The sequence below is a fragment of the Paraburkholderia sp. CNPSo 3281 genome (assembly GCF_024206515.1).
Classification (GTDB): domain Bacteria; phylum Pseudomonadota; class Gammaproteobacteria; order Burkholderiales; family Burkholderiaceae; genus Paraburkholderia; species Paraburkholderia nodosa.
In genome coordinates, this window is sequence record NZ_JAMBPS010000013.1 from 98,671 (window position 1) to 112,353 (window position 13,683).

The 13,683-nt window shown below is 61.4% G+C and carries 10 protein-coding genes; all 10 read left to right on the forward strand.

All coding sequences use genetic code 11. The features are described 5' to 3' along the window. Positions 1-46: 46 nt before the first annotated feature. The 10 genes from M3I56_RS16035 to M3I56_RS16080 all read left to right on the forward strand — a co-directional run bounded on the left by M3I56_RS16035 (position 47) and on the right by M3I56_RS16080 (position 13,629). Positions 47-550 (forward strand): type VI secretion system tube protein Hcp, encoded by a 504-nt coding sequence (locus M3I56_RS16035; RefSeq protein ID WP_028206760.1) that lies wholly within the window; start codon positions 47-49, stop codon positions 548-550. A gap of 84 nt (positions 551-634) precedes the next feature. After that, positions 635-1,114 carry a type VI secretion system baseplate subunit TssE gene (tssE, locus tag M3I56_RS16040; protein ID WP_028206759.1) on the forward strand — a complete coding sequence of 160 codons (480 nt, stop codon included), beginning with the start codon at positions 635-637 and terminating at the stop codon, positions 1,112-1,114. A 69-nt stretch (positions 1,115-1,183) separates the two neighbouring features. Beyond that, complete coding sequence (tssF, locus tag M3I56_RS16045) at positions 1,184-3,022, forward strand: type VI secretion system baseplate subunit TssF (protein ID WP_254354822.1); 1,839 nt, start codon at positions 1,184-1,186, stop codon at positions 3,020-3,022. After that, positions 2,986-4,071, forward strand: coding sequence for a type VI secretion system baseplate subunit TssG (gene tssG / locus M3I56_RS16050; protein WP_254354823.1), 1,086 nt, complete (start codon positions 2,986-2,988; stop codon positions 4,069-4,071). Before tssF ends, tssG begins: the two co-directional genes overlap by 37 nt. Before the next feature lie 31 nt (positions 4,072-4,102). Continuing rightward, on the forward strand, positions 4,103-6,763 hold the full coding sequence (gene tssH / locus M3I56_RS16055) for a type VI secretion system ATPase TssH (RefSeq protein WP_254354824.1): 2,661 nt from the start codon (positions 4,103-4,105) through the stop codon (positions 6,761-6,763). Positions 6,764-6,832: 69 nt separating this feature from the next. Further along, positions 6,833-7,954: a type VI secretion system protein TssA gene (tssA, locus tag M3I56_RS16060; RefSeq protein ID WP_254354825.1), complete on the forward strand. Its 1,122-nt coding sequence runs from the start codon at positions 6,833-6,835 to the stop codon at positions 7,952-7,954. An 84-nt stretch (positions 7,955-8,038) separates the two neighbouring features. Next, positions 8,039-10,591 (forward strand): type VI secretion system Vgr family protein, encoded by a 2,553-nt coding sequence (locus M3I56_RS16065; protein ID WP_254354826.1) that lies wholly within the window; start codon positions 8,039-8,041, stop codon positions 10,589-10,591. A gap of 110 nt (positions 10,592-10,701) precedes the next feature. Further along, complete coding sequence (locus M3I56_RS16070) at positions 10,702-11,604, forward strand: DUF4123 domain-containing protein (RefSeq protein ID WP_254354827.1); 903 nt, start codon at positions 10,702-10,704, stop codon at positions 11,602-11,604. A 178-nt stretch (positions 11,605-11,782) separates the two neighbouring features. After that, the gene (locus M3I56_RS16075; RefSeq protein WP_254354828.1) at positions 11,783-12,133 is read left to right on the forward strand and encodes a DUF3304 domain-containing protein; all 351 of its coding nucleotides are present in this window, start codon (positions 11,783-11,785) and stop codon (positions 12,131-12,133) included. Then, entirely contained in the window at positions 12,133-13,629 is a 1,497-nt protein-coding gene (locus M3I56_RS16080; protein ID WP_254354829.1) for a DUF2235 domain-containing protein, read from the forward strand. The genes M3I56_RS16075 and M3I56_RS16080 overlap by 1 nt, the downstream gene beginning before the upstream one ends. Positions 13,630-13,683 lie beyond the last annotated feature (54 nt).

Consider the following 13,683-nt stretch of genomic DNA (forward strand, 5'->3'; position numbering starts at 1 on the left):
CGTTAGCAAACTACCGTAAACCACCACTCTGGGGAGTCGAGGCGTTATGAAGGACATCTATCTAAAATTCGGAAATCCGGCCATCAAGGGCGAGTCGCAGGACAAGGACCACGCCGGCTGGATCGAAATCGATTCGTGGAATCACTCGATTCTGCAGCCGCGTTCGGCAACGGCCTCGACGGCCGGCGGTCACACGGTCGAGCGCTGCGAGCATGCCGACATGCGCTTCCTGAAGGACATCGACGTCGTGAGCCCGCTGCTCTATCAGCACGCTTCGGGCGGCACGACCTTCGACGAAGTCACGATCGACTTCATGCGCTCGGACGGCGAGGGTAACCGCATCAAGTACCTCGAAATCAAGCTCAAATACGTGATCATTTCCAGCATCACGCCGGAAGTGGTCGGCGAAGGGCTGCCCACGGAACAGTTCTCGCTGAAGTATGCGGCCGTGCAGTGGAAGTATACGCAGCAGAAGATCGGTGGCAACCAGGGCGGCAATGCGCAAGGCGCATGGAGCCTCACGAAGAACGACAAGACCTACGCGGTCTGACGCGATCGCGCGCAGGCGGCGTGCGCGCGATCGCGTGCACTGCCTGCGCCTGTTTCATCTGGCTGACCGACTCTATTTGAACCGATGAAGCGTTTCGAGCCAGGACTACTCGACAAGCTCTTCGACGACGATCCGCATTCGCCGGCACCGGCGGCAGTGCGGCAGTTCTCGATCGAAGAGCTCAAGGGGAGCGTTGCGCGCGATCTGGAGTCGATCCTGAACTCGCGCATCGCGTTCACCGAGCACGAACTCGCGCTGTTGCCCGAGTGCCGCCGCTCGATCCTGACCTACGGGCTGAACGATTTCGCTGGCTTGAGCCTTGCGAGTCATTACGATCGCGCGTTCATCTGCAAGTCGATCCAGCAGGCGATCGAGCGGCACGAGCCGCGTTTGCAGCGCGTTTCAGTGACGCTCGAACTGAACGAGCGCTCGACCAACGCACTGTACTTCGCGATTCAGGCGTTGCTGGTGGTGCATCCGGCGCAGGAGCCGGTGAGTTTCGACGCGATGCTGCAGCCTTCGACGCTGCAGTATTCGGTCACGCGCGCACGCGCAAAAGCCTGACGCGGCCGCGACCGGCGGCGCGCGACATGGCTTGACATAAAGGCAGTTTTGGGGGGCGGGAGCGTACCGATGGAAGAGCTGTTGCCGTACTACGAGCGCGAACTGTCGTTCCTGCGGCGTTATTCGCGCGAATTCGCCCAGCGCTATCCGAAGATCGCGGCCCGCCTCGCGATGACGGGGGAGCACTGCGAAGACCCGCACGTCGAGCGGATGATCGAGTCGTTCGCGTTGCTCGGCGCGCGCATCAACAAGCGTCTCGACGACGATTACCCGGAGTTCACCGAGGCGCTGCTGGAGGTGCTGTACCCGCATTATCTGCGTCCGTTCCCCTCGTGCTCGATCGCCCAGTTCGGCGCTGCAGGCGCGCTCGGCAATCTCACCGAGCCGGCCGTGATCGGGCGCGGCACGGAACTCAAGTCGCGGCCGATCCGCGGCGTGCAATGCCGCTTTCGCACCGCCTACGACGTGACGCTCGCACCGATCCGCATTTCGGAGGCGCGCTACGTGCCGGCGGCGATCGCACCGAGCGCGACCGTGCTGCCGCCGAATGCAACCGGCGTCCTGTCGATCACGTTCGAATCGACGTCGCCGCAGTTCGACCTCTCGGCGTGGAGAAGCGGCGCGCTGCGCACTTACCTGCACGGCGAGCAGTCGTTCATCGCGGCGCTCGGCGACTGCCTGTTCGTGCACGCGATTGCCGCTTACGCCGAGCCCGAACGCAATGGCCGCTGGCGCGCGCTCTCCGCGCTGCCGTTCGCGCAGGCCGGCTTCGACGTGGCGGATGCGCTGATCGACTATCCCGCGAAATCGCACCCGGCGTACCGCCTGCTCACGGAGTATTTCGCGTTTCCGGACAAGTTCGATTTCGTCGACTTCGACCTCGCGGCAATGACCGCAGTGGCGGGCCGCTGCCAGCGTCTCACGCTTCATATCGTGCTCAAGGACGTGCGCGGCGACTCGCACGTGGCGCGCTTGCTCGACGCGCTCGCGGCGCACCACCTGCGGCTCTTCTGCACGCCCGTGGTGAACCTCTTCAAGCAGCACGGCGAGCCGATTCGCCTCGATCATCAGGCGGTCTCGTATCCCGTGGTGGCAGAGGGGCGGCGCGCATTCGCCTATGAGGTCTATTCGATCGACTCCGTGCAACTGGTACGGCAACGCGCGCACGAAGAAACGGTCGTTGAGTTCCGGCCTTTCTATTCGCTGCGGCATGGCGAATCGATGCGCGCCGGCCACTACTGGTTCGCCCGGCGAGACGAATCCGTTGCGCAAAAGAGCCCGGGCTACGAAACCGAGATCTCGATCGTCGATATCGACTTCGAAGTGGATACCGAGCAAAACGAAACATTGAGCCTCGAGCTGACCTGTACCAACCGCGACTTGCCCACGGCGCTCGCGACCGGACTCGAAGGCGGCGATCTGTTTCTCGAGGGCGGCGCGATTGCGAACAGCATCGCGCTCTTGATGCGGCCAACACCGTGCGTGCGCTTCGAGCGCCGCCAGGCCGCGCACTGGCGGCTCATTTCGCATCTCGCGCTCAACCACGTCTCGCTGGTGAACCACGGCGCCACCACGCTCAAGGAAATGCTCGCGCTCTATGACCTGCGGCGCACGGCGGTGTCGGCGCGGCACGTGGACGGTATCGTCGATGTCGAGCAGCGCGCCGCCGTGCAATGGCTGCCCGGCAAACCGTTCGCGACCTTCGTGCGCGGCATCGAGATCCGCCTGACCGTCGACGAAGATCACTTCGTCGGCACTAGCCTCGGAACGTTCGTGCGCGTCATCGACGTGTTTTTCGGGCTTTACGTGCACATCAACAGCTTCGTGCAACTGGTCGTCGTCTCCCGGCGCACCGGCGAGGAGATCATGCGATGCAACCCGCGCAGCGGCGAATCGATTCTGGCGTAATCGAGCGGCTGCTCGAGGAGCCGCACCGCTTTGGCTTTTTCCAGGCGGTGCGCCTGCTCGAACGCTGGTTCGTCGACAAGGCCGGCGCGCGTCAGCGCGACGTGCTCCCGCAGCGTATCGTCTTTCGCAACACGCTGTCGCTCGCGTTTCCGGCCAGCGAAATTGCGGGGGCGGTGTCTTATGACGCCGCTGGCGCGCCGCTGGCCGATGCCGGCCAACGCGCGGCCGCGCTCGATGCGGGCGAACTCGAACGCGTGGATCTCACGCCCGCGTTCTTCGGGCTGCTGGGCGCGCAAGGCGCGCTGCCGCTGAACTATACCGAGCAGATCGTCGCGCGCGAGCAATTGCGGCGCGACCGCGCGGCGCGCGAGTTTTTTGACGTGTTCTCAAACCGCGCCACGGCGCTGTTCTATTCGGCGTGGAAAAAGTACCGACTGCCATTGCACTACGAGCTCGATCGCGACGAACGCTATCTGCCGCTGCTGCTGGCGCTTGCAGGCGTGGCCAACGACGCGTCGCGCGAGGGCCTGCAGGACGGCGGCGGTGCGCTTTTCGACGAGGCGATCGCGGGTCATGCCGTGGCCGCGCGTCATCAGCCGGTTTCCGCCGCGTATCTGCGCCAGACGCTCTCCGACTATTTCGGCGTGCCCGTGCAAGTCGAGCAGTTCGTGGGCAAGTGGTACGACGTGCCGCCCGACCAGCTTTCCATGCTCGGCCAGCGCAACGTGATGCTCGGTGCAACGGCGCTTGCGGGCGAGCGCGTCTGGCAACGCGACATGCGTGCGCGCCTCGTGATCGGGCCGCTTTCGAAGGCCGACTATGAGGCCTTCCTGCCGGGTGCGGAACACGCGCTCGCGCTCGAACGCATGCTTACGCTGCTCGCGCGCGTGACGCTCGAATACGAGGTGCTGCTGGTGCTGCGTCGCGAGGAAGTGGGGCCAAGCCGCCTGGGCGCCGGCGCGCGCCTGGGCTGGGACGCTTTCCTATGCACGCACGAAGCCGAACGCGACCGCCGCGACGCACGCTACGAACTGCACGTCATTCATTGAACACACGAGACCCGAGGCCAGACAGCACGACATGAGCACGCCCCTGAAGACCCTGATCGCGAAGCTGAACACCACCTGCCGGCTGGCTACCGAGCGAGCGGCGAGCGCGTGCCTGTCGCGCGGGCACTACGAAGTGGACCTCGAGCATGTGCTGCTCGCACTGCTCGAGGAACCGGCCAGCGATCTCGCCTGCGTGCTGCGTGCGTCGCGCGTCGATGCGCATGCGCTGCGAGCGGATCTGGAGCGCGAACTGCAACGCCTCAAGACGGGCAATACGCGCACGCCGGTGTTCTCGCCGCATTTGATCGCACTGTTCGAGCAGGCCTGGCTGATCGCGTCGCTCGACTCGCAGATCGGGCGCATCCGCTCCGGTCATCTGCTGCTCGCGCTGTTGAGCGCGCCCGACCTCGCCCAGTTCGCGCAGCGCATGTCGGCGCGTTTCGCGGAGGTTCCCGTCGCTGAGCTTAAACATCGCTCTGATGAGGTGACGCAAGGTTCGGTCGAAGTCGAACCGGGTGAAGGCACGGCAGAAGCCAGCAATGAAGTTGCGAGCGCAACAAGTGTCGTTCCTTCGAAAACGCCCGCACTCGACACCTACACGACCGACCTGACCCAGCGTGCGCGCGAGGGGCACGTCGACCCGGTGATCGGGCGCGAAGCGGAGATCCGCCAGACGATCGATATCCTGATGCGGCGTCGCCAGAACAACCCGATCCTCACCGGCGAGCCGGGCGTCGGCAAGACCGCCGTGGTGGAAGGTCTCGCACTGCGAATCGCCGCGGGCGATGTGCCAGGGGCGCTGTGCGGCGTCGCATTGCGCGTGCTGGACATGGGCCTGCTGCAGGCTGGCGCGAGCGTGAAAGGCGAGTTCGAAAATCGCCTGAAAAGCGTCATCGACGAAGTCAAGAAGAGTGCGCAGCCCATTGTGCTCTTCATCGACGAGGCGCATACCATCATCGGCGCAGGCGGTCAGGCGGGCCAGAACGATGCGGCGAACCTGCTCAAGCCCGCGCTCGCGCGTGGCGAGCTGCGCACGATTGCCGCGACGACGTGGAGCGAGTACAAGCGCTACTTCGAGAAAGATGCGGCGCTGGCGCGGCGTTTCCAGGTGGTCAAGATCGAGGAGCCCGACGAAACGCTTGCGGCGGCCATGCTGCGCGGCATGGTGGGGCTCATGGAGCGCCACTTCGACGTGCGTATTCTCGACGAGGCGATTACCGAGGCCGTGAGGCTTTCGCATCGCTATATCAGTGCGCGGCAACTGCCCGACAAGGCCGTGAGCGTGCTCGATACCGCGTGCGCCAGAGTGGCGCTCGCGCAGGGCGCGACGCCTGGTGCGATCGATGACGGCAAGAAGCGCATCGAACGTATCGAGGCGGAGATCGCCTCGCTCGAGCGGGAAACCGTACATGGCGCCGAGCATGACGCGCGCCTAGCGGCGCTGCGCGAGGCGCGCGACGTCGCCGGGCGCGAATTGGTCGAAGGCGAGGCGCGCCACGCCGGGGAGCGCGAACTCGTGGCGCAGATCACGAAACTGCGTGGCCAGATCGACGCGGCGCGCGAAGACAGTACGTCATCCGAACGAATACGCGAATCCGATGCCGCGCGCGAATCGTTGCCGCCGCTCATCGCGCGCCTGCACGCGCTGCAGCAGAACGCGCCGATGGTGCCGCTGCAGGTCGACGCGCAGGTCGTGGCGGAAATCGTTGCGTCGTGGACCGGCATTCCGCTTGGCCGCATGGTGAAGGACGAGATCCAGACCATGCTGAATCTTCACCCGCTGCTGGCCGAGCGCGTGATCGGCCAGGATCACGCGCTCGAAGCCATCGCGCAGCGCGTGCGCACGGCGGGTGCGAATCTGGAGGACCCGAACAAGCCGCGTGGCGTCTTCATGTTCGTGGGGCCGTCCGGCGTGGGCAAGACCGAGACGGCGCTCGCATTGGCCGACATTCTCTACGGTGGCGAACGCAAGCTCATCACCATCAACATGAGCGAGTATCAGGAGGCGCACAGCGTATCGGGCCTGAAGGGGTCGCCGCCCGGCTATGTAGGCTATGGCGAGGGTGGCGTGCTGACCGAGGCGGTGCGCCGCAACCCGTATTCGGTCGTGCTGCTCGACGAGGTGGAGAAGGCGCATCCCGACGTGCTGGAAATGTTCTTCCAGGTTTTCGACAAAGGCACGATGGACGACGCCGAGGGCCGTGCGATCGACTTTCGCAACACGGTCATCATCCTCACTTCGAATGTGGGATCCACTGCCGTCATGCAAGCCTGCCTGAACAAGTCAGATGAAGAACTGCCCGATGCGCAGGCGCTGGCAGAACTGCTGCGCCCGCAACTGTACAAGTCATTCAAGCCCGCTTTCCTCGGCCGCATGAAAGTCGTGCCGTATTACCCGATTTCCGACGACGTGCTCGCGGAGATCATCGAGCTGAAGCTGGAACGCATTCGCCGCCGCGTCGAGGCGAACCACGGCGCCACGTTCGAATGGGACGAGTCACTCGTCGATGCGGTGCTCGCGCGATGCACCGAAGTCGATTCGGGCGCGCGCAACGTCGATCACATTCTGAACGGCACGCTCTTGCCGGAACTCGCACAGCAGATTCTGGAGCGCATCGCGCAGGGCACGTCGCTCGCGTGCGTGAGCGTGCGCGCCGATGAGTCAGGCGAGTTCGAGTACGCGGTGCAATGACCATGACCATGAAACGCGGCCGCCATGCTTTGCTCGAAGCCCGCCGCCTTAGCCCTTATGTAGAACGCCATGTCGACTGAAACGACCGCGCTGCTAGCGCCCATTGATGAAGCGTCGCCGTGCGGCGCAGACCTGCTGTTTTCGGCGGATTTCGACGCGATCCAGCATGCACGCCGCTTCGACGACCCGTCGCTCGACCAGGGCGAGTGGATCACCGAGATCAAGGAGGCCGACTGGCCTTTTGTCGTCGAACGTTGCACGGCGTTGCTGCGGACGCAGACGAAGGACTTACGGCTGGCCGTGTGGCTCACCGAGGCGCTCGCCATTCAGGAGGGCGTGCCGGGGCTCACGCAGGGCTATGCGCTCCTGACCGGACTGGTCGAGCAGTATTGGGAGCAGGTACATCCATTGCCCGACGGGGACGACACGGAGTATCGGCTCGGCAATGTCGCGTGGCTCGCGGGCCGCACGGCGGAATTGTTGCGCTCGGTGCCGCTCACGCAGTCGGGTGTGGCGTTCAGCGCGATCGACTGGGATGTTGCGATGCATGTCGCGCAGGCTGTCAAACGCGATCCGGATCACGCGGACGATATCGCGCGCGGCAAGCCTTCGGTCGAGCAGATCGACGCCTCGAAACGGGCCACGCCCGCATCTTTCTATAGAACGTTGCTCGCGCAACTGAAAGCCTTCGAAGCTGCGCTCGCTGCGCTCGATACGGTGCTCGAGGCGCGCGCCGGGGATGCGGCACCGAGCTTCAGACAAGCGCGCGAGGCCTGCGAGAGCGTGAATGGACTTGCGGAGCGGTTCGCGCGTGACGTGGGCGTGAACCTGAATGCGGAGGCTTTGGCGCCTGCCGTGCAGCCTGCCGCTTCGACCGTTGCTGTCGAGCGCGCGGAGCCGAGCTTCAAGACACCTTTGGCGGTTGAGGACACCATGGCGAATCCGATTCGAATGCCGGTCCGCGCGTACGCGGGCATACAGAGCCGTGCCGAAGCCGTTGCGCAACTGCGTGCGGTCGCGGTCTTCTTTCGCGAGACCGAACCACATAGCCCGGCCGCCTATCTCGCGGACAAGGCGGCGGAGTGGGCGGAAATGCCGCTGCACAAGTGGCTTTCGACCGTGGTGAAAGACGATGGCACGCTCGCACAGATCCGCGAGATGCTTGGTGTAAAGACGGATGATGCGGGTTGAGGGTGTTGATTCATTCGCTCCGAGGTTTTGGAAGTCGGCAGCGCTGTTTGCATGGCCCGGAACGTACAACAATATGGAATTGGCATGAACCTGACTGAATTGGTCCAGATAATTCAGGGCGGTCTGATCCAGCAGGACCGCCTGGTCAAAACAGATATTCCGGCATTACCGGATACTGCGCTCGTGCCGCGCAGGGCAGTTCTTTGTTCGGAGTTGGGGCGCGATTTCAGCGGCACGCTCGACATGGTGTCCACAGCCGGTGACATCGAGCTCAAGAAGCTCATTGCGCAGCCAATGACGTTGTGGATTCAGCAGGCGGACAAGTCCTATCTCCCGGTCAACGGCTATATTCATACGGCCCGAAGGCTCGGCGCGGATGGCAGCTTCACAAGTTACCAGCTGACCTACGCCTCATGGATGCACTTTCTCCGGTTCCGCAGCGACATGCGGTACTGGCAGGACAAGAGCGCCGACGCCATCATCACGGACGTATTCAACGAGCATCCGCAGGCGCGCGGCCAGTTCCAGTTCGCCTTGAGCAAGCCGCTGCCGCAACGCTCGTATTGTCGCCAAAGCGAAACCGACTGGAACTTTGTCCACCGGCTGATGGAAGAAGAAGGCCTGTTCGGCTTCTGGCGGCAGGCCAAGGACGGCAAGTCACATACCTTGGTCGTGACCGACGACATCCACTCACTCGATGAGGTGTCGCCGAATCCGGTTACGTTCTACCGGTCGGGCACTGGCAGCGAAACGGACGCCTTCACGCAATGGTCGGGTTCGCGGACGTTACAGAGCACGGTGCATACGACGCGCACGTTCGACTACAAGGCACCGTCGTCGGCGGTCAATCCCAAAGGGACAACGCTGCCGACGATGGCGAACCAGGGGGATTTGCCGGAGCAGGCCGAAGTTTACGAATATACCGGTGCCTATACGTACTCGGACCAGACTCGCGGCGAGCAGCTTTCAAGAGTTCATCTGGAAGAGTGGGAATCGCGGGCCAAGCGTTTCTACGCTGCGGGTGGCGTTCGCGGTATCGATGCGGGACTGCGCTTCGCATTGACCGGTCACCCGGAGCACGATCACGATTCGGCGAGCCAGCGAGAATTCGCCGCGATCAAGGTGCGCAGGTACATCGAAAACAACCTGCCGCTCTCGGACCACGCAGCGAGTTTTCCGCACAGCCTGCAGAACGAACTGGCGCGGGCCAAATCCGGGCACACCGGAGAGACGGTTACCCAGGAAGACGGTTCCGCAGGTTTTTATCTGGTCGAAGTTGAGGCGCAGCGCGTGACGGTTCCGTACCGCAGCCCGTTCGAGCACAAGAAGCCGGAGATGCACCTGGAGACGGCTATCGTCGTTGGACCACAGGGTGAAGAGGTCTACACGGACGAGTTGAACCGGGTGAAGGTGATGTTCATCTGGGACCGGCAGAATTCTGGAGATGCGGGCGCTTCGTGCTGGGTGCGGGTCGCGCAGTCGGATACGGGTGGTGGGTACGGCAGCGTTCACGTTCCCCGGGTCGGTGAGGAAGTGCTCATTGGGTATGTGGGGGGCGACTGTGACAGGCCGATCGTTTTGCATCGCGTGTACAACGGGAGCGTTCAGCCGCAGTGGCACAGCAACGGTATTCTCTCCGGCTACCGGTCGAAAGAGTATTCGGGTTCCGGCTTTAATGAAATGGTTCTCGACGATGCTACGGGGCAGAATCGTGCGAGGTTGTTCAGCAGTACGGGTAACAGCGTGCTTCACCTGGGGTATCTGATCGACCAGAGCGGGAATACGCGCGGTTCATATCTCGGCTCGGGGTTCGACCTGAAGACGGAATCGTACGGTGCGGTGCGTGCTTCGCAGGGGCTATACGTCACAACGCATCCTAAGCAGGCTGGCAGCCACCAACTGGACGTGAGCGAGGCCAGGCAGCAACTCGTGGGCGCCGGGAGCGTGGTTGAGTCGATGTCGCAGGCTAGTGAGGCGCATCAGGCGGAGAGTCTCAATGACGGGCACGATGCGCTCAAGTCCTTTACCGATGCGACGCAGAGCAGTGCGCAAGGTACGGCGTCTGGCGGCAGAACGGCGGGAGGCGGCACCGGCAGTGCAAACGCCTTCAAGTCGCCTGTCATGCTGATGGCGAGTCCGTTTGGTATTGCGCTATCGACACAGCAGTCGGTGCATTTGGCGAGCGATCGACAGACCAATCTCGTCAGTGGACAGAGCACGTTCATCGCCAGTGGGAAGTCGTTGGCGGCCAGTGCGGCCGAAAAGATCAGTCTGTTCGTGCAGAACGCGGGGATGAAGCTCTTTGCGGCGAAAGGGAAGGTCGAAGTTCAAGCGCACTCGGACAACATCGAGTTGACCGCACAGAAGACAGTCAAGGTGCTCTCCGCGACAGAGAATATCGAAGCCGCCGCGAAACAGGAAATCCTGCTGACGTCCGGCGGGGCCTATATCCGCATCAAAGATGGCAACATAGAAATTCATGCTCCTGGGACGATCGATATCAAGGGGGCGCAGCATTCGTTTGCGGGCCCGGCAAGCCAGCCTTATCCGTTGCCTGGGCTACCTCAGTCCATTTGCGTCGAATGCCTGTTGAAACGCGCGGCGGCTCGCAATGCGCTTATTGCGAAGGGAGTCTGACGTGCTTTTCGTACCCGAGTGCCCGGCGACGCGTTCGACCTGTGCGGAATGCCTGCGACGACGTGCAGTCGCACCGGCTGCTTTTGATAACAAGAAGGGATCGTGAACGAATGGATGCAGTAACCGTATTCTCGATGGTACGGCCCCAACACGCACGCGCGTATGTGCTGGCCGATCCGGCCCAAGACAAGACTTTGCCGACTGCACTGCTCTTCGAATCCGCAGAGGCCGTCTGTCTGCTGGACGGTGGGGCCGACGTAAGAGCAGTTGCTCCGTATCTGATCCCGATCGACGAGACGAACTATCTCCGCGCTGGGAAATGGCTGGATCGTCACGTGTCGAATGTGCCGTGTGCGACGCTACTGTTCTCTACACTGCCGCTAGAGGCGCTTGCCAGACACTTGAGCGCGTTCGTCGATGTTGTCTTGCCGGATCGTACCGTTATGGCCCTTGCGTTCTGGGACCCCGGCATTCTTGCTGTACTGAACGGAGCCAGGGGGGATGACACCCAGCATGTTAGCGGTCCGGTGCTGACGGTCGAGCAGAAGCAGGCTTTCCTGGCTCCAGTTCTCGAGTGGTGGTACTGGGATCGAGCCGGCCGCTTGCGATCGATCGACTGGGATAAGAGTTCAGTCGTAGATCATGTGTTGTCAAGCCCGCCGCCATTTCATCTCGACCAACATCAGGTCGATGCTTTGGTTGAAGTCAGCGTGCCGGACAGCATTCTGTACTATATCCGTCTCAACATGCCGGGCTTGCTGCTGCGAATCCCCGAATCGGCACAGTACACATTTGTGCGTTCGCAAATTCTGAATGCGCGACAATATGGCCTGGAAGGCACTGGCGATCTGGTCAATTATTGCTGCATTGCACTTGCTTACGGGGACTCATTTGACACCTTGCCGAAAGTCGCCGTGTTGCTCACGCAGGTCAAGACAAGGGTCCTGACCTTTGACGATTTCATGAAGAACTTTCCACGGGATATCCCGTCGATTGATGAGGCGCATTCGTGATCTTTTCACCCGCTAATCGAACGGCTGAGGTTGACCCATCGAATTGTCGATATCGACCGAAACACCAGAGACAACAAGAATGAAGCTCAAACCTGATGCTGCAGTCAACACCTTAGGCCGATGCCTATTCGTCGGTCTGCTGTCTGTATTGCCACTCACTGCCTGCTCGGAGAGGCCCATGAATCTCGATGTCGCTATTTACAACTACTGGCCCCGTGCGATTTACGATGTTGCTGTTAACGGTCAATACGCAGGTGGCGCGTTCATGGCCTATCACCCTGGCGGAGCAGGTGGAAAAATCGTCTGCTGCGTGAAGGTGACGTCAGGTCCGATATCGATCGAATATTCACTCGGAGGCGCAGAAGGAGCTCCGAGATTGGGTGAAAGAATTCATGCGACTGCCGTCCTGAAGGAATTGCCCGGGGACTCCAAGGTTCTCACCGTGCATGTGTACCCAAATGAGACTGCCTTAGCTGAAGCATCCAAAGAATACGTTGATGAGCGGCCAGAGCCGGAGGAAAAGAAATAATGAGTTCGCTTCCTCAGCCTCCTTCGGTGATGCAGATCATAGCAGCGGCCACGCGCGACGTACCGAACGCGCCGCCAACGGCGAAACAGGATTGTTCTGATGTGGTTCACATCGCATTCTTCTTTGATGGCACTGGAAATAATCGGGATGCCGATGCGGCAGGACAACGATGGAGCAATGTCGCGAGATTGTTCGATGCCTCGGTTAATGACCCGTCAATAGGAACCTACAGTTACTACATCAGCGGCGTTGGCACGCCATTCAACGGAGAAGCCTCTTGGGTGGACAAACCGGATGTTTGGCTTGAGGATTCAGTCTTAGGTGGCGCGTTCGGCGCAGGGGGTGATCGCCGACTGCTCGACGGCGAAGATCGCATGAATCAGGCGCTACGCCAGGCTCTGGTTAACAACGCCAGGAAGATGGGGGGAGAGGTCAAGCAGTATGTCGACAAGAACAGAAGTGCAAGCCTGAATGATCTGAACAAGGCGATTGGCGCACATCGCCTTATCAAAGTCATTAATATATCGGTGATTGGGTTCTCTCGCGGGGCGGCTCTATCACGTGCGTTCGTGAATATGCTGGTTGGACAGTGCAAGAAGCAGGGCGATGGTTCACTGACATTGAATGGTTTCCCAGTCCGCTTCACGTTTCTGGGCGTATTCGACACCGTTGCCTCGTTCGGTTTGCCGGCGCACAACCTCACGCTGCCGCTGGAGCAACGTGACCTGCGTATTCCCAACTGTGTCGAGCGTTGTGTGCACTTTGTCGCAGCCAATGAACTCCGGTACTCGTTTCCCGTGGACTTGATTCGTGAAGGCGGCCGATACAAGGCGGGTTGGACTGAAAAGGTTTACCCCGGTGTGCATTCCGATATCGGTGGCGGGTATGGGCCACGTGAGCAAGATCTGGATGGAAATTATGCGCGGATTCCTATGGCCGATATGCACCTGGAAGCGCTGAAGGTCGGTGTTCGCTTGCTGTCGCTTGCGGAGATCAAGGCTACCCTCGCCCCCATCGCTGACCGCTTTACCGTCAAGCCGGACACGCAGAAGAGTTATCAGAGTTACATGAGTGCCGCCAGCCCACCGGGAACGTCGGTGGAAGCCGACATGAAGTGCCATATGAAGGCATACTACGAAAGCAACGGGACGCTTTCACGACGAAAGCAACCACTCGCTGGTCAGGCCTCGTTCAATGGTAGCTCCATCAAGCATGCAATGTGGGGGACTATTGACATCGAGGCACCTGCTTATGCTGAGGCGCTGAAGACGCATAGCGACGTCGTCGTAACTGATCGTGGGACATCCGAAGAGCGCGTCTTTTTTTATGCTTTCAAGCCGGAGCAGTGGCGCCTGGATGCGTGGATGACAAACGCACCTGACAGTATTGTGAATTTTTTTTCGCACTACATTCACAACTCCAAGGTCGATTTTGTGGCGAATGTCGAACCTTTCAGCTATTTTCGGCCGCGCGGCGTATTCGAGCAACAAGCGTAGGCTGGCATCCTCTTCGCGAGCGCTAACCATGCAACGCAATCTGATACTCAACGA

What these genes read in the sequence shown, in the direction of transcription:
- M3I56_RS16075 (WP_254354828.1), top strand. Translation starts at nt 11,783, where the DNA reads ATGAATCTCGATGTCGCTATTTACAACTACTGGCCCCGTGCGATTTAC.
- M3I56_RS16035 (WP_028206760.1), top strand. Translation starts at nt 47, where the DNA reads ATGAAGGACATCTATCTAAAATTCGGAAATCCGGCCATCAAGGGCGAG.
- tssH (WP_254354824.1), top strand. Translation starts at nt 4,103, where the DNA reads ATGAGCACGCCCCTGAAGACCCTGATCGCGAAGCTGAACACCACCTGC.
- tssG (WP_254354823.1), top strand. Translation starts at nt 2,986, where the DNA reads ATGCAACCCGCGCAGCGGCGAATCGATTCTGGCGTAATCGAGCGGCTG.
- tssE (WP_028206759.1), top strand. Translation starts at nt 635, where the DNA reads ATGAAGCGTTTCGAGCCAGGACTACTCGACAAGCTCTTCGACGACGAT.
- tssF (WP_254354822.1), top strand. Translation starts at nt 1,184, where the DNA reads ATGGAAGAGCTGTTGCCGTACTACGAGCGCGAACTGTCGTTCCTGCGG.
- M3I56_RS16065 (WP_254354826.1), top strand. Translation starts at nt 8,039, where the DNA reads ATGAACCTGACTGAATTGGTCCAGATAATTCAGGGCGGTCTGATCCAG.
- M3I56_RS16070 (WP_254354827.1), top strand. Translation starts at nt 10,702, where the DNA reads ATGGATGCAGTAACCGTATTCTCGATGGTACGGCCCCAACACGCACGC.
- M3I56_RS16080 (WP_254354829.1), top strand. Translation starts at nt 12,133, where the DNA reads ATGAGTTCGCTTCCTCAGCCTCCTTCGGTGATGCAGATCATAGCAGCG.
- tssA (WP_254354825.1), top strand. Translation starts at nt 6,833, where the DNA reads ATGTCGACTGAAACGACCGCGCTGCTAGCGCCCATTGATGAAGCGTCG.